Raw genomic sequence first — 25600 nt, 5'->3', positions numbered from 1 at the left:
CATGGATCCCGGGTCTCCCTGCGGTCGCCCGGGGTGACGAGGGAACGAGTGTTGCGAATTCAGGCGAACAGCTTGGAATACTGCCGCGGCTGCGAGCGCAGGTACTGGTCCGGCGCCTTGACGCTGGCGCCCAGCTCGGCTGCGGCGTGCCAGGGCCAGCGCGGATCGTAGAGGATGCCGCGCGCCAGCCCGACGAGATCGGCCTCGCCCGTGCCGATGATGGCCTCGGCCTGCTCCGGTTCCGTGATCAGGCCGACAGCGATCGTGGGGAGCCCCGTAGCCTCCTTCACGGCCCGCGCGAGAGGGACCTGGTAGCTCGGGCCGAGCGGGATCTTTTGGGCGGTGGAAAGGCCGCCGCTCGAGACGTGGATGAAATCGATGCCGCGGGCTTTGGCCGCCTTGGAGAAAGCGATGCTCTGCTCGACATCCCAGCCGCCTTCGACCCAGTCGGTGCCGGAAATGCGGAAACCCAACGGGAAGCCCGCCGGCACCACCGAGCGCACCGCTTCGTAGACTTCGAGGGGGAAGCGCATGCGGTTTTCGAGAGAGCCGCCATACTCGTCGTCGCGCTTGTTCGAGAGCGGCGAGAGGAATTGATGCATCAGATAGCCATGGGCGCCGTGCAACTCGATCGCCGCCAGCCCGAGCCGGACGCTCCGCCGCGCCGAATCCGCGAAAGCCTCGATGAGACGGGCGATGTCGTCGCGGGTGAGGGCGCGCGGCGGACGCGGATAGGTCTCGAAGCCGACCGCCGAGGGCGCATGCACATTCCAGCCGCCCTCGTCGAGGCCGAGCTGACCGCCGCCCTTCCAGGGCTGCGCCACCGAGGCCTTGCGGCCGGCATGGCCGAGCTGGATCGCGATCGGCATGTCCGACCAGGAGCGGGCCGCCTCCAGCGCCTTGCCCAGCGCGGCCTCCGTCTCGTCCGACCACAGGCCGACATCGAAGGGGCTGATGCGCCCGTCGGGCTCGACGGCCGTCGCCTCGATGATGAGCAGCGCCGCGCCGGAAAGCGCGAGATGGCCGAGATGGATGGTGTGCCAGTCCGTCGCGCAGCCGTCCTTGGCTGAATATTGGCACATGGGCGCGATGACGATGCGATTGGCGAGCGTGAGGCTGCCGAGCTGGTAGGGGCTGAAGAGCTGGCTCATGTCGGAAAGGCTTCTCAATGAGGGAAGGTTCGGAAGGCAGTCTAGAAGCGCTTTCCCCCACGAGGCCAGAGCGGGCCGTGCACATCAGATGTGCGCCACGCTGCGGCGCCGCTCACGATTCCGCGTTCGGCATTGTGCGACCGCGAAACCGCCGTAATCTGACATACTATAAGCAGGCTTATGTTTGGAGATTCTGTATGAAGCGACCCCTCCGGCGGGAATTCATGTTCCAGCTCGTTGAAACGTCTCGGCTGTTGCGGACTTATGTTGATCAGCGGGCCCGGCAGCACGGCACGACGCGAGCGCAGTGGGGCGTGATGTCTCGGTTGCGGCGGCAGGAGGGGCTGAACCAGGCCGCGCTGGCCGAGCAGATGGATCTGCAGCCGATTTCGCTCGCAAGACTGCTGGACCGGCTGCAGGGCCAGAACCTGATCGAGCGCCGGGAGGACCCGGCTGACAGACGTGCCTATCGGCTCTACCTGACCCCGGAGGGCCGGGCACTGGTGGACGACCTTGATGAGGTGCGCACCGCGATTGCTCAGGAGGTGCTTGGCGGGGTTGAGGAGCGGTCGATCCTCTCAGCTTTGGATACCCTGGCCACGATCCGCGAGCAGACCCGCGCCCAGCGGGAAGACAAGACGCAGATGCCGGCTTCCGCCGGCCAGACCGCCTGAACGAGTGGAGCGAACATGAAGCGTTCAGGTTTTGTCACCGGGCTGATGCTCGTCGCGGTCGCGGCCGCGGGCGTCTGGTATTGGCGCTCGCACGGCGCGGAAAACGCGCAGGCGACGCGCGGGCGGGGAGATGGCGCGCCCGTCGCGGTCGCGTCCGCCGCGGCGGTCCAGGTCGATTTCCCGGTGCGCAAGCGCGCCATCGGCTTCGTCGAAACCCCGGCGAGCGTCCTCGTGCGCTCGCGTATCGACAGCCAGATCATGCAGCTGCACGTCACCGACGGGCAGTTCGTCAAGACCGGTGATCTGCTCTTCACCCTCGACGATCGCGACATCAAGGCTCAGATCGCCAAGGATGAGGCGATGCTGGCTCGCGACGAGGCGACCCATACGCGCAACCTCGCCGATCTCGATCGCTACAAGCAGCTCTTCACTCGCAATGCCGGCACGCAGGCGCAGGTCGACCAGGCAACCGCCGACGAGCGCAGCTCGGCGGCCAGCATCCAGGGTGACCACGCCACCCTGGACGCGGACCGGTTGAAGCTGAGCTACACGCGGATCATGGCGCCCATCGACGGCCGTATCGGCGCCGTCCAGGTCACGCCGGGCAATCTCGTCAACGCCGCCAACAACAGCAGCGGCACTGGCCTGCTGACCATCACCCAGATGAAGCCGCTGCGCGTATCCTTCGCCATGCCGGAGCATGAGCTGCCGACCCTGCAGGCTGCGCTCGCGGCCGCCAAGCCCATAGCGGTGACGGCCCGCGTGCCGAATACCGGCCGCCCGCCGGCGCAAGGCAGGCTCAACTTCGTCGATTCGACCGTCGACATGACATCGGGAACGATCACGGCCAAGGCAGCCTTCGCCAATGACGATCTCACCCTCTGGCCCGGTCAGTATGTCGATGTTGAGATTATCCCGGAAACGCTGATGGGCATCACCGTGATTCCGACGGTCGCAGTCCAGACCGGGCAGAAGGGCCAGTATGCCTTCGTGGTGAAGCCTGACTCGACCGTCGATCTGCGTCAGATCAAGGTCGCGCTGACCGACGGCGACAAGACGGCGGTGTCCGAGGGGATCGCTGCGGGGGAACGGGTCGTCATCGATGGCCAGATGCGGCTGAACCAGGGCACGCGGGTGCGTGAGCGCGGCGCGACCAGCGAGAAGCCGCCGGCGAGCACGCCGGTGGCCGAGGGCGCGCGCTCATGAACATTTCCTCCTTCTGCATCAAGCACCCCGTTGCGACCATCCTGATGTCGGTCTCGCTGGTGCTGGCGGGGCTGTTCGCCTGGCGCTTCCTGCCGGTCGCGGCGCTGCCGCGCGCCGAGTTTCCGGTCATCAACGTATCCGCGCAGCTTCCCGGCGCCTCGCCGGACACCATGGCGACCTCGATCGCGACGCCGCTGGTCAAGCAGTTCGGCACCATCGCCGGCATCGACTCGATCTCGACCACGAACTCGCAGGGCGCGACCTCGATCGCCATCCAGTTCGTGCTGAACCGCGACATCGACGCGGCCGCAGCCGACGTGCAGGCAGCGATCACCCGCACCCTGCGGCAATTGCCGATCGAGATGACGACGCCGCCGAGCTATCGCAAGGTCAATCCCGCCGACGCGCCGATCATCCTGATGGCGCTGAAGAGCGATGTCGTGCCGCTGTCGCAGCTGGACGCCTTCGCGCAGCAGGTCATCTCGCCGGCGCTGTCCACGGTCGAAGGCGTCGCCCAGGTGCTGATCTGGGGCAGCCAGAAATACGCGGTGCGTATCCAGATCGACCCGACCGCTCTGGCGGCGCGCGGCATCGGTCTCGATGAGCTGCAACTTGCGATCACGGCCGCCAATGCCAACACGCCGGTCGGCACCCTCCAGAACACGGCCCAGCAGCTCACCATCCAGGCGCAGACCCAACTCGCCAACGCCGCCCAGTTCTCCAACGTCATCATCGCGACGCGCTCCGGCAAGCCGGTCAGGCTTGGCGACGTCGCCAAGGTGATCGACTCCGTCGAGAACACTCAGACCCGCAGCACCTATGACGGCATGCCGGCGATCGTGCTGGCGGTGCAGCGTCAGCCCGACGCCAACACCGTCGAAGTCGTCGACCGCGTCAAGGCGATGATCCCGACCTTCCAGGACCAATTGCCGGCCGCCGCCGCGCTCTCCCTGCTCAACGACCGCTCGACCTCGATCCGCCAGGCGGTGGAGGACGTGCAGTTCACGCTGCTGCTCACCGTCGCGCTCGTGATCATGGTGATCTTCGTCTTCCTGCGCCGGGTCGCCGCGACCTTCATCCCGGCGGTGGCGGTGCCGATCTCGATCATCGCGACGCTGGCCGCGATGTACATGCTCGACTTCTCGATCGACAACATCTCGCTGCTGGGCCTCACGCTCTCTGTCGGCCTGGTTGTCGACGACGCCATCGTCATGCTGGAGAACATCGTCCGGCACATGGAGGAGGATGGGCTCTCGGCCTATGAGGCGTCGTTGAAGGGCGCCAGCGAGATCGGCTTCACCATTATCTCCATCTCGCTTTCGCTGGTCGCGGTCTTCATCCCGGTGCTGCTCATGGGCGGCGTGATCGGCCGCATCTTCAACGAGTTCGCGGTGGTGGTGACGGTCTCGATCCTCGCCTCCGCCTTCGTCTCGCTGACGCTGACCCCGATGCTGTGCTCGCGCCTGCTTTCGGGCTACTCCGAGCATCATGAGGAGAACGCACTCGGCCGCTGGCTGGAGAAGGGCTTCGATGCGGTGTTGTCAGGCTATGATCGGGGGCTGAAATTCTGCCTGCGCTTCCAGCCGCTGATGCTGCTTGCTTTCTTTCTCACCATGGCCGGCACCGTCTGGCTGCTGCAGACGACGCCGAAGGGCTTCTTCCCGCAGGAGGATATCGGCCAGCTCCAGGTCTCGACGGAAGCCCGGCAGGACATCTCCTTCGACGCGATGCTGAAGCTGCAGTCCACGGTTGCCGACATCTTCCGCAAGTCGCCTTATGTCGCGCATGTCGCCTCGTCGGTCGGCGGCAATGGCGGCGGCGGCAGCGCGCTGAACTCCGGGCGCCTCTTCGTCGAGTTGAAGCCGCTGGACGAGCGCCCCAAGCTGCAGGAGGTCCTTGCCTCGCTGCGCCGCGACCTTGGCCAGGTGGCGGGCATCAACACCTACATGGTTCCAGTCCAGAATCTGAACATCGGTGCGCGCGCCTCGAAGAGCCAGTACCAGCTCGTGGTTCAGGGGCTCGATCAGGCGCTGATGAATGACTGGGCTCTGCGGCTCGCCGACGCGATGAGCCGCGATCGTGGGACCTTCGCCGACGTCACCACCGATCTGCAGAACAACGCCCTGCAGGCGACGCTCACGATTGACCGCGACAAGGCCAATGCGCTGGGTATCGGTGCAGACATCCTGCGTTCGACCCTCTATTCGGGCTTCGGCGTCCGGCAGGTCTCGACGATCTACACCACCGGCGACAACTACAATGTCGTCGTCGAGTTCAATCCCAACGAGCACTGGACGCCCGAGCACCTGAACGCCATTCGGGTGCGCGCCAAGAACGGCACATTGGTCCCGCTCGGCGCCGTCGCGCGGGTCGAACGGACGGCCGGCCCGCTCACGGTCAACCAGCTCGGCCAGCTCCCCGCCGTGACGATTTCCTACAATCTGCCGGCTGGCGTGGCGCTCGGCGACAGCGTCAACCGCATCGACACGCTCAAGGAGCAGATCGGCTTGCCGAAGTCGCTCTCGACGACGCTCGCCGGCACTGCCAAGACCTTCCAGGATTCATTGGCCAACCAGGGGCTGCTGATCGCGGGCGCGATCCTGACGATCTACATCGTGCTCGGCATCCTCTACGAGAGCTTCATTCACCCGCTGACGATCCTGACCGGCCTGCCTTCGGCCGCGATCGGCGCGCTCGGGGCGCTCAGGCTCTTCGACATGGACCTCTCGGTCATTGCCATCATCGGCCTCCTCATGCTGATCGGCATCGTCAAGAAGAACGCGATCATGATGATCGACGTTGCCCTCGTGCTGCTGCGCGAAGGCGCGTCGGCGCAGGACGCGATCCACCGGGCCTGCCTCATGCGCTTCCGGCCGATCCTGATGACCACGCTGGCCGCGTTGATGGGCACGCTGCCGATCGCGCTGGGCGCCGGCGCGAGCGCCGAGCTGCGCCAGCCGCTCGGCATTGCCGTCGTCGGCGGCCTGATGATCTCGCAGGTATTGACGCTGTTCATCACGCCGGTCCTGTTCCTCTACATGGACAGGCTGTCGAACGGACTCCTCCGCCTCGGCGGCTGGCTGCGCGGCAGCAAGCAGGAACCGGCGCACGTCACACATCCGGCGGAGTGAGGTCGGATCAAAAGAAAACGCCGCCGGCTTCCCGTGAAGCCGGCGGCGTTTTTTTTAGGTCGTTTTCCGGAAGGCTCAGGCCGCGTCGAGACCGTAGAGCGAGTGCAGCGTGCGCACCGCGAGCTCGGTATAGGCCGCATCGATCAGCACCGAGAACTTGATCTCGGAAGTGGTGATGGCGCGGATGTTGATGCCCTTCTCGGCGAGTGCCCGGAAGGCGCGGGCGGCGACACCGGCGTGAGAGCGCATCCCGACGCCGATCGCGGAGATCTTCACGACGTCGGCCGCGCCCTGGATCTCCTGATAGGCGATCACGTCGTGCTTGCTCTCGAGCAGCGTCTTGGCGCGCTCGTAATCGGCGGTCGGCACGGTGAAGGTGATGTCGGTCGTCGCCTGGTCGTCCGAGACGACCTGGATGATCATGTCGACATTGATGTTGGCGTCGGCGAGCGGGCCGAAGATCGCCGCGGCGACGCCGGGCTTGTCGGCCACGCGCCGGAGCGTGATCTGGGCTTCGTCCCGGGAGAAGGCGATGCCGGTGACGATCTGCTGTTCCACGATGTCGTCCTCGTCGCAGATGAGGGTGCCAGGATTGGGGTTTTCGGGGTCGTCGAAGGAGGAGCGCACATAGGTCGGCACGCGATGGACCATCGCGATCTCGACCGAGCGCACCTGCAGCACCTTGGAGCCGAGCGAGGCCATTTCGAGCATTTCCTCGAAGGAGACCTTGTCCATGCGCTTGGCCTTCGGCACCACGCGCGGATCGGTGGTGTAGACGCCGTCGACATCGGTGTAGATGTCGCAGCGATCGGCCTTCAGGCCGGCGGCGAGCGCAACCGCGCTGGTGTCGGAGCCGCCACGGCCGAGCGTGACGATGCGGCGGCTCTCGGCATGCACGCCCTGGAAGCCGGAGCAGACCGCAACCTCGCGGTTGCGGTCGAAGCCGGCGATGATGCCGGCGCCGTCGACATCGACGATGCGGGCCGAACCATGCGCGTCCGAGCCGTAGATCGGGATCTGCCAGCCCTGCCAGGAGCGGGCCGGAATGCCCATTTCCTTGAGCACGATCGCCATCAGGCCGGAGGTGACCTGCTCGCCCGAGGCGACGACGGTGTCGTACTCCGCCTGGTCGTAGAGCTGTGCCGCTTCCTTGCACCAGCCGACGAGTTCGTTGGTCTTCCCCGACATCGCCGAGACGACGATCGCGACCTCGTTGCCCGCTTCGAACTCACGTTTGACGTGGCGCGCCGCGTTCTTGATGCGCTCGATATTGGCGACAGAGGTGCCGCCGAATTTCATCACCAGACGGGCCATGACGGTCTTTGGGCTCTCGATAGCTGTCCCCGGCCGAAGATGCCGGGTCGAAACGTCGCCCTCGCACTGGCGGCGGGGCGGGTGTAGATGACGGTCGGCAGGCGCGGTGTCAATGTGGCATCGCATAAAGGAAGGATCGGTTCATGGCGGCTGCGGCTGAGCGGACAGGCTCGACGATCGATCCGGCCGAAGTCGCGCGTTTCGATGCGATCGCGCGCGAGTGGTGGGATCCGAAGGGGCCCATGGCCGTCCTGCACAAGTTCAACCCGGTGCGCCTCGCCTATGTCCGCGACGAAGCCTGCGCGCATTTCGGGCGTGATCCCAAGCAGATGCGGGCGCTTGCCGGCCTGAGCCTGGTCGATATTGGCTGCGGCGGCGGCGTGCTGTCGGAGCCGCTGGCTCGGCTCGGCGCGGAGGTGACCGGGCTCGACCCGGCGCCGACCAATGTCAGCGTCGCGCGCGCCCATGCCGAGAAGAGCGGCCTGGCCATCGACTATCGCGAGGAGACGATCGAGTCGGTCGTCGCGTCCGGCAAGCGCTTCGACATCGTGCTGGCGATGGAGGTCGTCGAGCATGTCGCCGATGTCGAGGCCTTCGTCGCGGCCTGCTGCGCGGCGGTGAAGCCCGACGGTCTGCTCATCATGGCGACGATCAATCGCACGCTGAAATCCTATGCGCTCGCCATTGTCGGCGCCGAATATGTGCTGCGCTGGCTGCCGAAGGGCACGCATGACTGGGAGAAGTTCGTGACACCGGGCGAACTCGGCGGCGCCATCGAAGGCAACGGCTTCACGCTTGGAACGCAGACCGGTGTGGTCTTCAATCCGCTGACCGGTCGCTGGAGCGCGGCTCGCGACATGGATGTGAACTACATGCTCGCCGCCAGCCGCGGCGGCGCGGTCTAGCTTTCGCTCTCCGGCTCGGCGAGCGTCCCGTTTGCCGCCGCCAGCCGCTGAATGAGATCGGCCGGCAGCGCTTCCGCCACGCGCTGCTGCACCGCCTGCCAGGCCGGCAGCGCCGCCTGGAGCCGCCTGGCTCCCTCTTCCGTCAGCCAGACCGAGCGGCGGCGCAGATCCTTTTCGACCGCTGCGATCTCGATGAGGCCGTCGCGCTCCAAGGCTCGCAGATTCCGCGAAAGCGTGGAGGGATCGAGTCCCGCCTGCTCGGCGAGCGCTGCCATCCGGTCGTCTTCATTCGTTGCGATCACGGCCATCAGGCCGAGCTGTGCGACGCTCAGCCCGTTATCCCTGAGCGCTTCGTCGTAGATTTGCGTAACCCGTCGCGCTGCGTGCCGAATGGTCACCCCGGCGCAGCTCGCAGCGAGCCTGCGCACCTCCTCACGAAATCCGCGTTGTCGCTGCATGGCGAATCTCAATTTACATGTAGATGCAATGATTGCATATACATGTAATGTGGGATTTCGAGGATTTCGCGATGCCGACGCCGCCTGCCGACATTCTGAGCCGCATCGGGGGCACCGCCTTGCTGCCCCTGCGCCGCATCGTTCCCCCGGACGGTGCTCGGCTACTGCTGAAGCTCGAAAGCGAGAACCCGACAGGCTCGATGAAGGACCGCATGGCGCTCGCCATGATCGAGGCGGCCGAAGCCGATGGGCGGCTCCGGCCGGGCGGCAGCGTCGTCGAATACACCGGCGGGAGCACGGGCGTTTCGCTCGCACAGGTCTGCGCGGCGAAGGGTTACCGGTTGCACATCGTGACGTCCGACGCCTTCGCACGCGAAAAGCTCAGCCATATGCGCTTGCTCGGCGCGGAACTGACGATCATCGCGAGCGAGTCCGGCCGTATGACCGAGAAGCTGACGCGGGAAATGATCGAGGCCGCCCGGATCATTGCGGCGGAGACTGGCGCCTTCTGGACCGATCAGATGCGCAACATCGACCAGTTCGCCGCTTATGACCGGTTCGCCGACGAAATCTGGGAGCAGACCGGCGGCCGGATCGACGGCTTCGTGCAGAGCGTTGGCACGGCGGCCTCGCTGCGCGGAACCGGGGAGGCTCTGCGTCGCCTTGCCCCGTCCATCGCGCTTGTCGCGATCGAGCCGGCGGAATCGGCGGTGCTATCGGGCGGGCCCACCGGCGCCCATAAGATCGACGGCATCGGCGCCGGCTATGTGGTGCCGCTCTGGCGGACCGACCTCGTCGATGCGATCGAGGCCGTCTCGACGGACGAGGCGAGGGCAATGGCTCTGCGGCTGGCGCGGGAGGAGGGTCTGTTCGCTGGCACCTCGACCGGCGGCAACGTCGTCGCGGCGCTGCGCCTGGCGAAGCGGCTCGGGCCGGGCGCGACCATCGTCTCCGTCATGTGCGACACCGGCATGAAGTATCTGAACAGCTTCGCCGCGGCGCTGCCGGATTGATGCTTACGGCCTGAACACGGCAGCAGCGACAAGCAGGACGAGGCCCGATGCGAGTGCGATCGCTGCCCGCAGGGCATTGGGATCCATGCGCGTCGGGAACCCGAAGCGATGCCACAGCCAGGCGCCGGCAAAGCCGCCGACAAGGATCAGCCCGGCGTTGAACAGCGCGCCGAAGCCGGCATTTCCGAGCAGCAAGTCGGAAATCCAACCCAACAGGAGCACGGTGAGGACGATCATCGTGACGATGAGGATGACGGAAAGCAGCGGCAGATCAGGCAGGCCGACCATCATTAGCAGACTGCGCATGGGTTCCTCTCCTGGCCGCGCCGCACCGAAGATCGCCTGGAAGGGTGAAGAAAGCGCAAGCGCCCTGGCAGGCCGGCGTCGGGGGAGAATTTTGCGCCGCAGTGTAATTCCTTAGATCAATGGCGCAGCGCAGCATATGGTGCATGATCGGCATCCACATCCGCTGGACCCGCCCAGGCTCGGTCAAGGACGGATGAGAGCAGGGAGGACGACCATGTCGCAATCGCAGGCCGCCGTGAAGCCGCTCAAGGATCTCTACGAGCTCGACGAATTGCCGCCGCTCGGCCATGTCCCCGAAAGGATGTACGCCTGGGCCATACGGCGCGAACGCCACGGGCCGCCGCAGGAGAGCTTCCAGGTCGAGGTCGTGCCAACCTGGACGATCGGCGAAGAGGAGGTCCTGCTCCTCGTGATGGCCGGCGGCGTCAACTACAACGGCATCTGGGCTGGCCTCGGCCAGCCGATCTCGCCCTTCGACGTTCATAAGGCGCCGTTCCACGTCGCCGGCTCGGACTGCGCCGGCATCGTCTGGGCCGTTGGCTCCAAGGTGAAGCGCTGGAAGGTCGGCGACGAGGTCATCGTCCACTGCAACCAGGACGATGGCGACGATGAGGAGTGCAATGGCGGCGACCCGATGTTCTCGCCCTCCCAGCGCATCTGGGGCTACGAGACGCCGGACGGCTCCTTCGCCCAGTTCTGCCGGGTGCAGTCGCGCCAGCTCATGCAGAAGCCGCGGCACCTCGCCTGGGAGGAGGCCGCCTGCTACACGCTGACGCTGGCCACCGCCTATCGCATGCTCTTCGGCCACGCTCCGCACGCCATCAAACCCGGCGACAACGTCCTCGTCTGGGGCGCCTCAGGCGGTCTCGGCGTTTTCGGCGTGCAGCTCTGCGCGGCGTCGGGCGCCAACGCGATCGGCGTGATCTCGGACGAGACCAAGCGCGACTATGTACTGGGCCTCGGCGCCAAGGGCGTGATCAACCGCAAGGACTTCAACTGCTGGGGCCAGATGCCCAAGGTCAATTCGCCCGAATACGCCGAATGGACCAAGGAGGCGCGCAAGTTCGGCAAGGCGATCTGGGACATCACCGGCAAGAAGGATGTCGACATCGTCTTCGAGCATCCGGGCGAGGCGACCTTCCCGGTCTCCTGCCTCGTCGCCAAGCGCGGCGGCATGGTTGTGTTCTGCGCCGGCACCTCCGGCTTCAACATCACCTTCGACGCCCGCTATGTCTGGATGCGGCAGAAGCGCGTCCAGGGCTCGCATTTCGCTCATCTCAAGCAGGCGAGTGCGGCCAACCAGTTCGTGATCGACCGCCGCATCGACCCCTGCATGTCCGAGGTCTTCCCCTGGGACAAGATCCCGCTCGCTCACCACAAGATGTGGAAGAACGAGCACGCGCCAGGCAACATGTCCGTACTGGTTTACGCGCCGCGCACGGGCTTGCGCACCTATGAGGACGTGGCGGAGGCGCTGGGAGGATAGCGTGGCCGCATATCTGGTTGCAAAACGAGATCGGTTTCACTAGAGACTGCTTGCGAAAAGCAAGCGGTCTGGAGGAAGCCATGGCGATGACCCTATATGCCCATCCGTTCTCATCCTACAGCCAGAAGGTACTGATCGCGCTTTATGAGAACGGAACGCCCTTTACCTATCGGGTGCTCGGACCGGATGATCCGGCGGCGGGGGCGGAATGGGTTGGCCTGTGGCCGTTGAAGCGCTTCCCCGTTCTCGTCGATCGCGGAGAGACGCTCGTCGAGTCCAGTGTCATCATCGAGCATCTCGCCCTCCGTCATCCGGGCCCCGTCCGGCTTTTGCCGGATGATCCCAAGGCCGCGCTCGCGGCGCGGATGATGGATCGCTTCTTCGACAACTACGTGATGACGCCGATGCAGAAGATCGTCCTCGATCACCTGCGGCCGGCCGGGGAGCGCGATCCCTACGGCGTTGCGCAGGCGCGCGAGCAGCTTGACGACGCCTATCGCTGGCTCGACGGGGCGATGGCCGAGCGCGAATGGGCTTGCGGCGAGGATTTCACCCTGGCCGATTGCGCGGCGGCACCGGCGCTATTCTATGCCGACTGGGTCCACGAGATCGACACTGCCTTCGGCCATGTCCGCGCCTATCGCGCCCGCCTCCTGGCCCGGCCCTCGTTCGCGCAGGCGGTCGACGAGGCCAGGCCCTACCGCAAGCTCTTCCCGCCGGGCGCTCCGGACCGGGACTGACAGACGGTCCCGGCATGGCCTGGCGGCGCTGACGGCCTGTCGCGACCGGCGGAACCGGGCTAGAGACGGCTGTTTCCGATTGCCTTGCGGGTTCCCATGCCGCCCCTGCTTTTGCGCGCGATGCCGCTGCTCTTCACCTTCCTGTGGTCGACAGGCTGGGTGGTGGCTGGCTATTCGGCCCGCTATGCCGACGCCCTGACTTTCCTTGTCGTTCGCTTCGCCACCGCCGCAGCTCTCCTGACCGCGATCGCGCTCACCACCAGCGCGCCCTGGCCACGCGGGCGGCGCGCGGTGCTGGACATCGCCATCACAGGCATCCTGCTGCACGGCATCTATCTCGCCGGCGTCTGGTGGGCGGTCCGCCACGGCCTGCCGGCGGCCATCTCCGGGTTGATCGCGGGATTGCAGCCGATCCTGACGGCGCTGTTTGCACCGGTCCTGGTGGGAGAGCGGATCTCCGGCATGCGCTGGCTCGGCATCGCCTGCGGGTTCCTCGGCATCGCGCTGGTGCTGCAGCCGCAGCTCGCCGGAGTCGAGCCGGTCGCTCTCTGGGGTGTGCTCGCGCCGATGCTGATCAATGTCGGCGGCATGTTCGCGGTGACGTTCGGCTCCTTCTATCAGAAGGCGCGGATCGTCTCCGGCGACCTGCGCACGATGACCGCGATCCAGTACACCGCGGCAGCGCTGATCGTGATGCCCTTCGCCTTCCTGTTCGAGCCGATGCGGATCGAATGGAACCTGACCATGCTGCTGGTCCTCGCCTGGTCGGTGATCGTGCTCTCGATCGGCAGCATCTGGCTCTATCTGTTCATGATCCGCCGCGGTGAGGTCTCGCGCATCGCGACCTTCCTCTATCTCGTGCCGGCGTTGGTCGCGGTCGAGGCCTGGATGCTCTTCGGCGAGACGCTGACCCCGCTCCAGATCGGCGGCATGGCGGTCACCGTCCTGGGCGTTGCGCTCGCCAGCCGGAAATAGGCAGCGGTCATATCGGCCGCCTCCGCAAAAAGGAGGATTTCGGTTTCGCTGGAACTCCTCTTATGCTGCGTCGCAACAAAGGGAGGCCGAAACCATGAGCGCAAATACCGCCGTCAAATCTGAGAATCAGGCCGATGCGGTCGCGCTGATCGCCGCTGCCCTGCCGGGCTTCGAGGCGCTGTTCGCGGATGCTGTCGCCGCAGTGCGGCAGAAGGTGCTCGTCGACGGCCGGGTTTCGTCGGCACGGCTCGAGGCGGAGCAGCACGCCGCCCATGGCCTGTCCTGGCTCGCGACCTATGTCACGGCGCTGCGGGAGCTCAAGGCCTATGGCGAGCGCCTGCAGGCTGAAGCGCGCTACGGCGCCATCGAGGACTATGCGCTGCGGATCGGCGCCGGCGAATACGCCGCTCAGATCTTCGGTGGCATCCCGATGAGCCAGGGCGAGATCGTGCGCCTGTCGGCGCTCGGCCTCTCGCAGAAGGCTGTTTCGGCCGCCCGCTCGGTTGCGGCGGAGGCGCTGATCGCCGAGGGCAACACGCCGGAGAACCGCGCCCGCTTCGTTGCGCTGTTCAGCCAGAGCGACGGCTCCGCCAGCGTCGGCGATCCCGGCCTCGACGAGACGCTGGAGGCGATCCGCTCCGAGATGCGCCGCTTCTGCGCCGCCGAGGTCACGCCCCATGCCCATGAATGGCATCTCGCCAACGAATACATCCCGCTGCCCGTCGTCGAGCAGATGGCCGAGCTCGGCGTCTTCGGCCTGACCATCCCCGAGGAGTTCGGCGGCATGGGGCTGTCGAAGGTCTCGATGTGCGTCGTCTCCGAAGAATTGTCGCGCGGCTATATCGGTGTCGGCTCGCTCGGCACCCGTTCGGAGATCGCGGCCGAACTCATCCTCTGCGGTGGCACGTCCGAGCAGAAGGAGAAGTGGCTGCCGAAGATCGCCTCCGGCGAAGTTCTGCCGACGGCTGTTTTCACCGAGCCCAACACCGGCTCCGATCTCGCTTCGCTGCGCACCAAGGCGGTGCGGGAAGGCGAGGGGGCGGAGGCCGTCTGGAAGGTCTACGGCAACAAGACCTGGATCACCCATCCCGTCCGCGCCGACATCATGACGCTGCTCGTCCGCACCGATCCGTCGGAGCCCGGCTACAAGGGCCTCTCGATGCTGATCGCCGAGAAGCGGCGCGGGACCGATGAAGACCCGTTCCCCGTCGCGGGCCTCACCGGCGGCGAGATCGAAGTGCTCGGCTATCGCGGCATGAAGGAATACGAGCTCGCCTTCGACGGCTTCGCGGTCAAGGGTGAGAATCTGCTCGGCGGCGTGCCGGGGCAAGGCTTCAAGCAACTCATGCAGACCTTCGAGGCGGCGCGCATCCAGACCGCAGCGCGCGCCATCGGCGTCGCGCAGTCGGCCTTTGATCTCGGGTTGCGCTACGCCCAGGAACGCATCCAGTTCGGCAAGCCGCTGATCGCCTTCCCGCGTGTCGCCGACAAGCTCGCCATGATGGCGGCCGAGATCCTGATCGCGCGCCAGCTCACCTATTTCGCCGCCCGCGAAAAGGATGCCGAGCGGCGTTGCGATCTCGAGGCTGGCATGGCCAAGCTACTTGGCGCCCGCGTTGCCTGGGCGGCGGCCGACAACGCGCTCCAGATCCATGGCGGCAACGGCTTCGCGCTGGAATATCCGGTGAGCCGCGTGCTCTGCGACGCCCGCATCCTCAATATCTTCGAGGGCGCTGCCGAGATTCAGGCGCAGGTGATCGCGCGCCGGCTCGTGGAGGAATAGGCCACGCCCAAGCCGCGGGCGGACATCCAGTCGGGCCGTACCGTGATAATTTCGACAAGATGTGCCTGCTCGGTTGATGCGCCGGCCGATGGAGGCCGGACTGAATCGGGAGTCATCATGTCGAACCGCCTTGCCTTCGCTCTGGCCGGAACCGTGCTTGTCGGCGCCGCCGCATGGCTCTCCGCCCCTGCGATGGCTCAGCAGAATCCCGCCGGCCAGCAGCCGCCGCGCATCAGCGTGACCGGAGAGGGCGAGGTTGGCGTTGCGCCGGACATGGCGATCCTCAATCTGACCGTGCTGCGCGAGGGCGAGACCGCGCGCGCCGCGCTCACCGCCAGCAGCGATGCGATGAAGCAGGTGCTGGCGGCGCTCAAGGAGGCGGGTATCGCGGAGCGCGACCTGCAGACCTCGGGCCTGAGCATTCAGCCGCGCTTTGCCCAGCCCGGCAAGGAGCGCAATGTCGAGCCGAAAATCACAGGCTACACCGTCAGCAATGGCCTGACCGTTCGGGTCCGCAAGCTGGCGGATGCGGGCGCTATCCTCGACAAGGCTGTGACGCTGGGCGTCAACCAGGGCGGCGGCATCGTCTTCGTAAAGGACGATCTCAAGCCGACGCTGACCGAGGCGCGCAAGCTCGCGGTCGCCGACGCCATCGCGCGGGCCAAGACGCTTGCCGAGGCGGCCGACATCAAGCTCGGCCGGATCCTGACGATCGAGGAGCAGTCGAGCCTGCCGCGTCCGATGCCCTATGGCGGGCCGATGAAGATGGCGGCGAGCGACGCCTTCGTGCCGCTGGCGGCCGGAGAGAACAGCTATCGCACGCAGGTCAACGTGGTCTTCGAGATCGCGAACTGATCCGCGCCAACTGGCCTGGCATGTCGCCCGCGGGGTGCCGGGCCTCCTTGCCGGCCGGCTGTGGCAGGCTGGCGACAATGACGCCGCACAGGACGACAAGGCCCGGCAGAAGCAGATCCATCGGCGGCAGCTCGGCCAGCATCAGATAGGCCGCCAGCGCGATCAGCGGCACGCGGAGCGTATCTGCGCTGCACAGTTGAAGCGGCGTGCCATGGCGCGAGGCATTGGCCAGCGCCGCCTGCGAGACGAAGCCGCCGACGATCAGCGCCAGCACCGCCCCGCCGATCACCGCCAGCTCCGGCGCGGGGAAGGCGAGCCGATAGGGCTGGGGGGGCGGTGACCACTGCTCCGGTACGAAGAACCAGAGCAGCAGGTAGAGCGGCAACTGTATCGCATGCATCAGGAACACGATCGACAAGGTGCTGCGGCGCGCGGCGAGGCCCGCCAGCATCAGGTTGGTGGTGGTCAGGACGGCGACGGCTGCGAGCGCGATTGCGATGTCGCTGTTGGGAACGGCGTTCAGCTTCAGCACAAGTAGCCCGACGCCGATCGCGAGAAGCGCCAGGCCAAGCGCGGGGACGACACCTGGCCTCCGGCGCAGCGTCAGGAACACCAGCACCCCCGCGAAGAGCGGGCCGGTGAACTCGACGGTGGTGACGAGCGCCAGCGGCAGGTGTGACAGGCTCCAGATCAGCGCCAGCGAACCAGCCAGGTGCAGCACGCTGCGGATGATGTCGTCGCGCGGCTGCGAAGGCAGGAAGCCACGGCGCTGTCCGCTGCCGCTCGCCCAGGCAACCGCACCGGCGATGGCGAGGCTGCCGATCGAGCGCAGCAGGCCGATTTCGATGATGGTGAGATAGCCCGCGAGAAGGCGGATCGAGACGGCGATGGCGAGGTAGGAGGCCAGATAGGCGCTTATCCACCCGAAGAACGCCGGAAACTTTCGGCCTGGCCGGTCCAGGGAATGCCCAGCAGCATGCGCTCCAGGATGGCCATCCGCATCGGTACCGAAAGCTGAACCTGGCGGAAATAGCCTGCGTTCGGAAGGCTGTCGCATGAGCTGTCGAGCTCCGAGAAGCGCGGAAGGGGGTTGAGGATCAGGGTGTCAGAGCGGGCGTCCAGGATCTTGCGGGCATTGAGGGTGAAGAGCTCGCTTTCCTTTTCCTTGTCGACGGCCTCGGTGCCGAGCGAGGCATGAGCGAATTTGCTCATGTCCTGCATCTGGATGCTGAGAACGTCGTGGTCGAGCGTGTGGCGGATGTCGTGGACGATGCCGACGGCGGTGCCGACGTCGGCCAGCACGGTCATCGCCTCGCGCATCACCGGATTGATCGGCACATCGGGCAGGCAGCACAGGGTGAAGCGTTTCGGCGGGCAGACCCGGAGCATCTTGACGAAGGAGACGGCGAAACGCGCCCGCGTATCGCTCGACAGGGCAATGCTGAGCGTCTCGACCGCGCCGCGCATCTGCCGGATCGAAAAGATATCGACCAGAGCCTGGCTCGGATGCTCGTCGGCGCCGTTGCCGGCATTGATGACGGGCAGGTAGCTCAGCCGCCCGACGCGATAGGGCATGTCCTCCAGATGCGAACGGACCACGAGCAGGTCGCTGTAGAGCTCGACGGTCCGGATGTGGTCCTCGATGGATTCACCCGTGCTGTTGCCGATGCGGCTGCGGTCCGTGTCGTAGGCGTCGATCGACTGGTGGCCGAGCCGGGCCGCCGCCGCCTGGAAGCCGAGCCGCGTGCGCGTGCTGCGCTGGTCGAACAGGGTGGCGATGACCTTCGGGCGTCGGCGCGGCGCCGGCGGCTGATCCGGGAAGGGAAGTCCGGCCTTCTCCATCTCTTCCTCGCGCAGATGCCGCTCGGCGCGTTCGATGATGTCGTCGAGGTCGAAACGCGAAACGGCATCGGCACTCAGCAGATCCTTCCCGCTCGGATAGTTCGGGCGCTGCATCCAAGGCCTCCGGCTCGCGCGGACGTCTGCGACCGGAGCGTTTCAGGCAACCTGGCTGAAGCGAACCGACTTGCGCCAGCCGGAGCGTGAGCGCGCTGCCCTCGTCCGTCCCGTCGCTACACGAGTACCGATCATGGGCAGCAATTCCTCCGCTGTCATCGGCCGAGCGAAAACAAACCCCTGAATGCCATGGACGGCGTATTTTTTGATGATATCGAGCTGCTCCCGCGTTTCGACGCCCTCGACGATCAAGCGTAATTCCAGGTCATGGGCGAGCTGGGTGATGACGTTCATCAGCGAATCGGCCTTTCGCGAGGTGCCGATTTCCTGCGTGAACGCCTGGTCGATCTTGATCGTATCGATCGGCAGATGCGCCAGATAGCTCAGCGAGGAATAGCCGGTGCCGAAATCGTCGAGCGCGATCCGAACGCCGAGCTTCCGCAGCGCGACCAGCCGGGAGACGACGTGCTCGGGGTCGTGGATCAGCGAACTCTCGGTGATCTCGATCGTGAGCCGTGCCGGCTCGATGCCGCTCATCCGGATCAGCGCCTCGACCGTGCCGACGAGATCGTGGCCGCTGTCGAACTGACGTGCCGAGACATTGACGCTGACGCCGACGCTGCGCGGCCATGACAGCGCCGTCCGTATCGCCTCCCCGAGCGCCCAGGAGCCGAGCACCGTGATGAGGCCCGTCCGCTCGGCCAGAGGAATGAAGATCTCGGGGGTTACCGTGCCGCGACGAGGATGATTCCAGCGCAGGAGAGCCTCGACGAGTGTCGCCGAGCCTGAGCGCGGATTGTAGATCGGCTGGAAATTCAGCTCGAACTCGCCGCGCCGCAGCCCTTCCCGCAGCTCCGTTTCGAGCGCCAGACTGTCTTCACGCTCGTCCCGAATGGCGGCGGTATACGTGACGAAGCGGTTCCTGCCGTCGAGCTTGGCGCGGTAGAGTGCGATGTCGACGCATTTCAGCGCCTCCTCGATCGAGGGCGCGCAACCGGCCGGCGCGATACCCATGCTGGCCGTTGCCGTGACGTGTCGCCCGCTGATGAAGCGCTGGCTCGCGAGCAGCATGACGAGCCGGGCCGCCAGCGCCGTCGCGCCATCGGCGCTGCGCGTGGTCGCGACCATGAATTCGTCGCCGCCGGTGCGGGCTGCGATGTCGCTGGGTCCGAGTTCCGCAAACAGCGTTTCGCTCACCGCCTTCAGCAGCGCGTCGCCGACATCGTGGCCGAGGCTGTCGTTGATGCCCTTGAAGCGATCGATATCGATCGAGATCAGCGTCACGGGACAACCGGAGGCCGCCAAGGTGCGGATCTCGCGCATGAAACCTCGGCGATTGTAGAGGCTGGTGATCGTGTCGTTGACGGCGAGATGCTCCAGCTCGCGCGTCGAGCGCAGCCGGGCGAGGAAGATCCGATGGATCACTTGCGCGCTGGAGAATGTCAGGACGGCGGTCAGCGCCACCGACAGTGCGATGACGAGATAGGCGGGGTCCTTCGTCCAGAGCAGGGCCAGCGTGAACGGCGTCGCCACCGCGAGAACCTGCACGCGCGTGATCACCGGTCGCGAGCTGTTGCGCCCGGATATGCCGGCGAGGTAGCCGATCGTCTGGGCAACCGCGAGCACTGCGACGGGTTCGTGTGTGTAGCGCAGGACCGCATAGCCGCCGAACGCCGCGATCAATGCGGCCGTCGACCAGGCACCAGCCATTGCGAGCTTCTCGAGGCGGTCGATATCGCCGACGCTGGCGGATGCGAGATGGATGGACTTGTAGTGATGGTGCGAGACGTGGCGGAAGCAGCCGATCGCAACCATCGTGGCGGCCATCGCGTAGAAAACGGCATCGTTGCCGGTCAAAAACCCGGCCGCGATCATGACCGCCGTGACGGTCACGGTGCCGATGAGAATCGTGCCTGGTGTCGCGTAAAGCGCTGCCACCAGTTCGGATTTCATCGCGATGTCGTTTTCATGAACATCAACGATCATGAGGAGCGCCCTGTCATCAGGTCCAAATGACCCAACGAACACTCCATTCTCGATAAAAACCTGTTAAGGAACGGTGTGTGATTTCTGAGGATTCGCCGATAATTTGTGCAAATTCCGCTTAATATTCAGGCTTTTGCTTCAAGTCGGTACTTCATGAAACCTTCTGCATTCTCGCCTGCGGGCTCGGCCTTCAGGCTCGCCGGCAGTTTGCCGGCCGCCGCCGGTGATGTCGTGAATGTGACGTTGACGCCTGCTGGCAGCGGCGCCAGCGACCAGTTGCCGTCCGCCTTCGGCTCGATCGCCTTTTTCCCGACGATGTGACGGACAATGACATCGCGGTTGAGGTCCGGTGCCTCCAGCACGATCGTCGTCCGCGTGCCCGGGAAATTGCCGCCGCCCGAGGCGCGGTAATTATTGGTGACGATGAGGAAGATGGCTTGCTCGTCGATCGGCTGCCCGGCGAAGGCGAGGTCGAGGATGCGGCGCGCATTCGGCGCGACGAGCTTGCCGTCATTGTCGTAGCGTGAGGGCTGTGTGACGTCGATCCGATAGCTGACGCCATCGATGACGTCGAAGTTGAAAGCCGGGAAGCCGGGATTGATCAGCGGCTGTTCCTCGGCCTTCGCCGGATCGACGCGGTTGAAGATTCCGGCCGAGCGCTCCAGCCACTCCCGAACCTCTGCCCCGGTGACTTTCACGATCTGCACGGTATTCGGATAGAGGTAGATGTCGGCGATGTTCTTCAGCGCCAGCGGTCCGGCCGGGATGTCGGTGTAGAAGGACGGGCCGGCGCGTCCGCCCGATTTGAACGGAGCCGCCGCCGAGAGAATCGGCAGATCCTTCCAGCGCGTCTGGGCCATCAGCGGCTTGGCATAGGCGATCTGCGCCTCGGCGACGATCTGGATCGAAGGGTCGTCTGTCACCAGGGCGAAATAGGAATTGATCGGCGATGCCGTGTTGCCGACCGGCTCGCGCATATAGGCGAGCGTCGCCTCGTGGTCGGCCTTGACGGTCGCCAGGATCGCCGGCTCGGCCGCGGCCTTGGGCACGATCTTGCGATCCGGCGTGCGCTCGTAGATCGGCTTCGCTTCGACCTTGAAGTCTGCGACCCTCCAGCGCTCCCCGCGCTTTTCCAGCTCGAGATCGACGATGCCGAGATGCGAGCCCCAGAAGCCCGGCTGGCAGGCGGGCTTGCCGTTGAGCGCGCCCTTGACGTTGTCGACGCCCGGAATGCCGTCGAAGGCCTTGCCGCCCGGAAAGACCAGATGCTGGTGCCCGGTCAGGATGACGTCGATGCCCTCGATCTTTGAAAGGTGGAGCGCCGCGTTCTCCTCCATGCCGCGCCGCTCGCCTCCGGCGATGCCGGAATGGCAGAGGGCGATGACGAGATCGGGCTGGGCGTCGAGAAGGTCGGACAGGTGCCTTTCGGCCGCATCGACGACGTCCGTCGCGGCGAGCTTGCCGTCGATGTTCGCCTTGTCCCATTGCATGATCTGCGGCGGCACGAAGCCGATCACGCCGATCTGCAGCACATGCCGGTTGCCGGCCTCATCCTCGAAGCTTTGCTCGAACAAGCGCCAGGCATCGACCAGCGCGCCGCCGCCGACGCGCTCGACATTGGCGCAGACCAGCGGGAACTCGGCCTTGGCCACGCCGTGATCGAGGAACTCCAGCCCATAGTTGAACTCATGGTTGCCGAGCGTGCCGCAGAGATAGGGCAGGGCGTTCATCGCGGCGAGCATCGGATGGGTCTCGCCGGCCTTCAGCCCCTTCTTGTAGGCGATGTAGTCTCCGAGCGAGGAGCCTTGCAGGAAATCTCCGTTGTCGAAGAGCAGGCTGTTCTTCGCCTCGGCCTGCGCCACCTTGATCAGGCTGGCGGTCTTGGCGAGGCCGACTGTGTCGTCAGGCCCGTCGCGGAAATAGTCGTAAGGCACGACATTGACGTGGAGATCGGTGGTTTCGAGCACTCGCAGCTTGAGCCGCGCGGGCGTCTGGGCGGCTGCGGGCAGGGCGGCGCTCGCGATAATCGCGGCTCCGGCTTTCAGCGTCTCGCGCCGGTTGAGATGATGACCTCGCGCTCGACGACCCTGTGCCATGTCCTGCTCCCGCTTCGCGCAACGGAGGAGGACGGTAGCATTGCGGCAAGCCCATGACAGGGGAAAGATGCAGGCCCGCCGCTGTTTCGGAACATGATGAATGAGGCCCGCCATGATCCTGATCGGCCAGTACGACTCGCCTTTCGTGCGCCGCGTCGGCATCGCGCTGGCGCTCTATGGCCTCGCCTTCGAGCATCGGCCCTGGTCCGTCTTCGGAGAAGGCGACCGGGTCCGCGCCTTCAATCCGCTGATGCGGGTGCCCACGCTGGTGCTCGACGACGGCGAGGTCCTGTTCGACAGCGTCAGCATCATCGACTGCCTCGATGAACTGGCCGGGGAGGACCGCGCTCTTTGCCCGCGCGCCGGTCCGAGGCGTCGCCACATTCTGGCTGTCGTCGCGCTCGCCATGGGCGCAGCCGAGAAGGCCGTCAGCTTGTTCTACGAGTTGCGGCTTCACGAGGAAGTCTCGGCCGTCTGGGCGGATCGTTGCCGCTGCCAGATCATCTCGGCGCTCGCTGCACTCGAGCGCGACCGCGCAGGCCGGACTTCTCCCTATTGGTTCGGCGGTTCGATGAGCCATGCCGACATCGCCGTCGCGGTCTCGCTGCGCTTCATCAGGGAGGCGCATCCGGGTTTTGTCGATGAGGCGGATGTACCGGCGTTGGGAGCGCATGCTGCGGCGCTCGAAGCATTGCCGGTGTTTCGCGAGGTTTCCCAGTCCTTTGCCCCGCCCGCTTGAAAGCGGCGGGTCAGATGGCGCTCGCTGTGACGGCGCCCGCGAATTCCGCGCGCAACGCCGCATCGTGCTCGCCGAGCGCCGGAACTGGTCGCATCGCGACGCGCTTGCCGTCGATCAGGACCGGCGGTGCCAGCATTTCGACCGGACCGTTCGGCGTCGGCACCGGCACCGGCGTGGCCGCCGGATGCGCGATCAGGCCGCCCACGGTCGAAACCGTGCCATAGGCGATTGCATGCCGGTCGAGCGCGGCGGAGACGTCCGCGAAGCGGCGCCGGCCGAGGCGGGTCTGCACCTCGCCGTCGAGCGCGGCGCGAGACCCGGCCCGGAGGACGTTGGAAGCATAGCGCGGATCGCTCGCAAGCTCAGGGCTCTCCAGCACGTCGCGGGCGAAAACGAGCCATTCCCGCTCGCTCTGGATCGAGATCAGCACCTCGCCGTCAAGGAGCTTGAACACGCCGTAAGGCGCGATCGAGGGGTGGGCGAGGCCGATGCGGAGCGGCTCGATCCCGCCATGCCGGCGGGTGATGTAGGGCACGTTCATCAGCTCCGCCAGCGTGTCGAAGAGCGACAGCGCGATCGCGGAACCCTCGCCGGTGCGGGCCCGCCGCAGCAGCGCCTCCAGGATGGCGGCATAGGCTGCCTGACCCGTGGCGATGTCGGCGATCGAGATGCCGATGCGCGAAGGGCCGGAATCGGCCGTGCCGGTGATCCCCGCGAGCCCGGACTCGGCCTGGATCAGGAGGTCGTAGGCCTTGCGCCGCTCATGCTGCGTGCCCGGCGCATAGCCTGAGATGTCGCAGGTGATCAGCCGTGGGTGACGCTGGCGGAGCGTGGCGCTGCCGAGGCCGAGCCGGTCGGCGGCACCCGGAGCGAGATTCTGGATGAAGATGTCGGCGGAGGCGATCATCGCCTCGACCAGCGCCAGATCCTCTGGCCGTCGCAGGTCGACGCGGCAGGATTCCTTGCCCCGGTTGATCCAGACGAAATAGGAGGATTGCCCCTTGGCGAAGCCGTCATAGCCGCGCGCGAAATCGCCCTCGGGCCGTTCGAGCTTGATCACGCGCGCCCCGGCATCCGCGAGCTTGCAGGTCGCGATGGGCGCGGCCACGGCCTGCTCCAGCGCGACCACAACGATTCCCTCGAGTGCCTGCGTCATTGCCGAACCAGACTCCATCCTTCGATTGCGCCGTGAGGAGACCGGCGCCTCGCGGCCCTGTCAAATCGGCCATCGCCGGCCGGCCCTGCGCCGGTTGCGGGGTGCCTCGGCCTGCCGCCGACTTGCGCCGGAGGCCGCCAACCGGCAGCTTGCGCCCGATTCCGCCGGGGCGGCGCCTTCGGCCAGAGCGATCGGGAACGAACATGAATCAACATTTCATCAATGGCCGCTATGTCGCTGGCCAGACGGGCGAAACCATCGCGAAGCTCAACCCGGCCACCGGCGAGGAATTCGCCCGCATCGCCTGTGGCAACGCCGCCGACATCGACGCCGCCGTCTTGGCCGCTCGGGCCGCCTTCGACGGTGCCTGGGGCAAGCTCACCGCAGCCGAGCGCGGGCGCCTGATCTCGAAGCTCGCGCTCAAGGTGCAGGATCACTTTGACGAACTCGCCGGGCTGGAAGCCCGCGACACCGGCAAGCCCATGAGCCAGGCCCGCGCCGATATCGACGCCACCATCCGCTATTTCGAGTTCTATGGCGGCGCGGCCGACAAGGTGCACGGCCACGTCATCCCCTTCCTGAACGGCTACAGCGTCAGCGTCATTCACGAGCCGCACGGCGTCACCGGCCATATCCTGCCCTGGAACTATCCGGCGCAGATGATCGGCCGCTCGCTCACCGCCTCGCTCGCCATGGGCAATGCCGTGGTGCTCAAGCCGGCGGAGGACGCCTGCGCGACCGCCTTCCGCCTCGCCGAGCTCGCTAGCGAGGTCGGCTTCCCCGATGGCGCGATCAACATCGTTGCCGGCCGCGGCCATGAGGCGGGCGCTGCGCTCTCCTCGCATCACGGCATCGGCTTCATGTCCTTCACCGGCTCGCCCGAGGTCGGCAAGATGGTGCAGCACGCCTGCGCGGAGCATCTCATCCCCTGCACGCTGGAACTGGGCGGCAAGTCCCCCCAGATCGTCTTCGAGGACGCCGATCTCGACGCGCTGGTGCCGATTGCCTGCAAGGCGATCGTCCAGAACACCGGGCAGACCTGCTCGGCCGGCAGCCGCCTGCTGGTGCAGAAGTCGATCTATGACGACGTCGTCTCTGCCGTCGCCAAGCAGTTCTCGAAGCTGCAGGCCGGCACGCCGGAGATGGACCTCGATTGCGGCCCGGTGATCAACGCCAAGCAGCGCGGCCGCGTCCAGAGCTTCATCGACCAGAGCCGCGAGGCCGGCATTCCGGTGATCGCGCAGGGGCAGATCGCGCAGGGCGTGCCGAATGGCGGCTTCTACGTCCAGCCGACGCTGTTCGGCCCCGTGCCGCGCGGCAACCGGCTGGAGCAGGACGAAGTCTTCGGCCCCGTCCTCGCCGCCTTCCCCTTCGACGACGAGGAGGATGCGATCAAAGCCGCCAACGGCACGGATTACGGCCTCGTCGCGGCGGTCTGGACCAAGGATGGCGGGCGCCAGCAGCGCGTCTCGAAGCGCGTCCGCGCCGGCCAGGTCTTCATCAACGGCTATGGTGCCGGCGGCGGGATCGAATTGCCCTTCGGCGGCACCGGCAAGAGCGGCCATGGTCGCGAGAAGGGCTTCATCGCGCTCGAGGAATTCGCGGTGACCAAGACCATCGTGCACAAGCACGGCTGAGGGAGTTCCACTCCTCACTGCATGTCATCCCGG

General features: G+C 66.2%; 20 protein-coding genes. 12 read left to right on the top strand and 8 right to left on the bottom strand.

The window, feature by feature from the left end:
- Nucleotides 1–59: 59 nt before the first annotated feature.
- Nucleotides 60–1151, bottom strand: coding sequence for an NADH:flavin oxidoreductase/NADH oxidase (locus AB4Z10_RS00645; RefSeq protein ID WP_441468433.1), 1092 nt, complete (start codon nucleotides 1149–1151; stop codon nucleotides 60–62).
- A 224-nt stretch (nucleotides 1152–1375) separates the two neighbouring features.
- Here AB4Z10_RS00645 and AB4Z10_RS00640 point away from each other — a divergent pair, with 224 nt between their 5' ends.
- The 3 genes from AB4Z10_RS00640 to AB4Z10_RS00630 are packed head-to-tail and all read left to right on the top strand — an operon-like array spanning nucleotide 1376 to nucleotide 6162.
- Nucleotides 1376–1825, top strand: a complete 450-nt coding sequence (locus AB4Z10_RS00640) for a MarR family winged helix-turn-helix transcriptional regulator (RefSeq protein ID WP_441468432.1) — start codon at nucleotides 1376–1378, stop codon at nucleotides 1823–1825.
- A 15-nt stretch (nucleotides 1826–1840) separates the two neighbouring features.
- Nucleotides 1841–3031, top strand: coding sequence for an efflux RND transporter periplasmic adaptor subunit (locus tag AB4Z10_RS00635; RefSeq protein WP_441468431.1), 1191 nt, complete (start codon nucleotides 1841–1843; stop codon nucleotides 3029–3031).
- Nucleotides 3028–6162 carry an efflux RND transporter permease subunit gene (locus AB4Z10_RS00630; RefSeq protein ID WP_441468430.1) on the top strand — a complete coding sequence of 1045 codons (3135 nt, stop codon included), beginning with the start codon at nucleotides 3028–3030 and terminating at the stop codon, nucleotides 6160–6162. Before AB4Z10_RS00635 ends, AB4Z10_RS00630 begins: the two co-directional genes overlap by 4 nt.
- A 75-nt stretch (nucleotides 6163–6237) precedes the next feature.
- Here AB4Z10_RS00630 and AB4Z10_RS00625 read toward each other — a convergent pair whose 3' ends face one another.
- Complete coding sequence (locus AB4Z10_RS00625; protein WP_441468429.1) at nucleotides 6238–7476, bottom strand: aspartate kinase; 1239 nt, start codon at nucleotides 7474–7476, stop codon at nucleotides 6238–6240.
- A gap of 143 nt (nucleotides 7477–7619) precedes the next feature.
- Between AB4Z10_RS00625 and ubiG the strand changes: the two genes are divergently transcribed.
- On the top strand, nucleotides 7620–8381 hold the full coding sequence (gene ubiG, locus AB4Z10_RS00620; RefSeq protein ID WP_441468428.1) for a bifunctional 2-polyprenyl-6-hydroxyphenol methylase/3-demethylubiquinol 3-O-methyltransferase UbiG: 762 nt from the start codon (nucleotides 7620–7622) through the stop codon (nucleotides 8379–8381).
- Here the strand turns inward: ubiG and AB4Z10_RS00615 are convergent.
- Complete coding sequence (locus tag AB4Z10_RS00615) at nucleotides 8378–8839, bottom strand: MarR family winged helix-turn-helix transcriptional regulator (RefSeq protein WP_441468427.1); 462 nt, start codon at nucleotides 8837–8839, stop codon at nucleotides 8378–8380. The two genes, ubiG and AB4Z10_RS00615, sit on opposite strands and share 4 nt — an antisense overlap.
- Before the next feature lie 71 nt (nucleotides 8840–8910).
- On the opposite strand from AB4Z10_RS00615, the gene AB4Z10_RS00610 reads away from it, so the two are divergent.
- On the top strand, nucleotides 8911–9852 hold the full coding sequence (locus tag AB4Z10_RS00610; protein WP_441468426.1) for a PLP-dependent cysteine synthase family protein: 942 nt from the start codon (nucleotides 8911–8913) through the stop codon (nucleotides 9850–9852).
- Nucleotides 9853–9855: 3 nt separating this feature from the next.
- On the opposite strand, the gene AB4Z10_RS00605 is transcribed toward AB4Z10_RS00610, so the two are convergent.
- Nucleotides 9856–10158, bottom strand: a complete 303-nt coding sequence (locus AB4Z10_RS00605; protein WP_441468425.1) for a hypothetical protein — start codon at nucleotides 10156–10158, stop codon at nucleotides 9856–9858.
- Between the two features lie 214 nt (nucleotides 10159–10372).
- On the opposite strand from AB4Z10_RS00605, the gene ccrA reads away from it, so the two are divergent.
- The 5 genes from ccrA (at nucleotide 10373) to AB4Z10_RS00580 (ending at nucleotide 15997) form a co-directional block, all read left to right on the top strand.
- Nucleotides 10373–11644, top strand: a complete 1272-nt coding sequence (gene ccrA, locus AB4Z10_RS00600) for a crotonyl-CoA carboxylase/reductase (RefSeq protein ID WP_441468424.1) — start codon at nucleotides 10373–10375, stop codon at nucleotides 11642–11644.
- Between the two features lie 80 nt (nucleotides 11645–11724).
- On the top strand, nucleotides 11725–12384 hold the full coding sequence (locus AB4Z10_RS00595; protein ID WP_441468423.1) for a glutathione S-transferase family protein: 660 nt from the start codon (nucleotides 11725–11727) through the stop codon (nucleotides 12382–12384).
- Nucleotides 12385–12480: 96 nt separating this feature from the next.
- Nucleotides 12481–13359, top strand: coding sequence for a DMT family transporter (locus AB4Z10_RS00590; protein ID WP_441468422.1), 879 nt, complete (start codon nucleotides 12481–12483; stop codon nucleotides 13357–13359).
- A 94-nt stretch (nucleotides 13360–13453) separates the two neighbouring features.
- Nucleotides 13454–15142, top strand: coding sequence for an acyl-CoA dehydrogenase family protein (locus tag AB4Z10_RS00585; RefSeq protein WP_441468421.1), 1689 nt, complete (start codon nucleotides 13454–13456; stop codon nucleotides 15140–15142).
- A 117-nt stretch (nucleotides 15143–15259) separates the two neighbouring features.
- Nucleotides 15260–15997, top strand: a complete 738-nt coding sequence (locus tag AB4Z10_RS00580) for an SIMPL domain-containing protein (protein ID WP_441468420.1) — start codon at nucleotides 15260–15262, stop codon at nucleotides 15995–15997.
- A gap of 915 nt (nucleotides 15998–16912) precedes the next feature.
- On the opposite strand, the gene AB4Z10_RS00575 is transcribed toward AB4Z10_RS00580, so the two are convergent.
- The 3 genes from AB4Z10_RS00575 to AB4Z10_RS00565 all read right to left on the bottom strand — a co-directional run bounded on the left by AB4Z10_RS00575 (nucleotide 16913) and on the right by AB4Z10_RS00565 (nucleotide 22035).
- Nucleotides 16913–17953 (bottom strand): aspartate carbamoyltransferase, encoded by a 1041-nt coding sequence (locus AB4Z10_RS00575; protein ID WP_441468419.1) that lies wholly within the window; start codon nucleotides 17951–17953, stop codon nucleotides 16913–16915.
- Between the two features lie 42 nt (nucleotides 17954–17995).
- Entirely contained in the window at nucleotides 17996–19939 is a 1944-nt protein-coding gene (locus AB4Z10_RS00570; RefSeq protein WP_441468418.1) for a putative bifunctional diguanylate cyclase/phosphodiesterase, read from the bottom strand.
- A gap of 125 nt (nucleotides 19940–20064) precedes the next feature.
- Nucleotides 20065–22035 carry a bifunctional 2',3'-cyclic-nucleotide 2'-phosphodiesterase/3'-nucleotidase gene (locus AB4Z10_RS00565; RefSeq protein ID WP_441468417.1) on the bottom strand — a complete coding sequence of 657 codons (1971 nt, stop codon included), beginning with the start codon at nucleotides 22033–22035 and terminating at the stop codon, nucleotides 20065–20067.
- Nucleotides 22036–22147: 112 nt separating this feature from the next.
- Between AB4Z10_RS00565 and AB4Z10_RS00560 the strand changes: the two genes are divergently transcribed.
- Entirely contained in the window at nucleotides 22148–22774 is a 627-nt protein-coding gene (locus tag AB4Z10_RS00560) for a glutathione S-transferase family protein (protein ID WP_441468952.1), read from the top strand.
- Nucleotides 22775–22784: 10 nt separating this feature from the next.
- On the opposite strand, the gene AB4Z10_RS00555 is transcribed toward AB4Z10_RS00560, so the two are convergent.
- On the bottom strand, nucleotides 22785–23930 hold the full coding sequence (locus tag AB4Z10_RS00555; RefSeq protein ID WP_441468416.1) for a CaiB/BaiF CoA transferase family protein: 1146 nt from the start codon (nucleotides 23928–23930) through the stop codon (nucleotides 22785–22787).
- Between the two features lie 203 nt (nucleotides 23931–24133).
- On the opposite strand from AB4Z10_RS00555, the gene AB4Z10_RS00550 reads away from it, so the two are divergent.
- Nucleotides 24134–25567 carry an aldehyde dehydrogenase family protein gene (locus tag AB4Z10_RS00550; RefSeq protein WP_441468415.1) on the top strand — a complete coding sequence of 478 codons (1434 nt, stop codon included), beginning with the start codon at nucleotides 24134–24136 and terminating at the stop codon, nucleotides 25565–25567.
- Nucleotides 25568–25600 lie beyond the last annotated feature (33 nt).

Origin of the sequence: Allobosea sp. RAF48 (genome assembly GCF_052114025.1) — a bacterium.
Classification (GTDB): Bacteria; Pseudomonadota; Alphaproteobacteria; order Rhizobiales; family Beijerinckiaceae; genus Allobosea.
The sequence above is the reverse complement of the archived record's forward strand: the minus strand, read 5'-3'. Positions and strand labels throughout refer to the sequence as shown.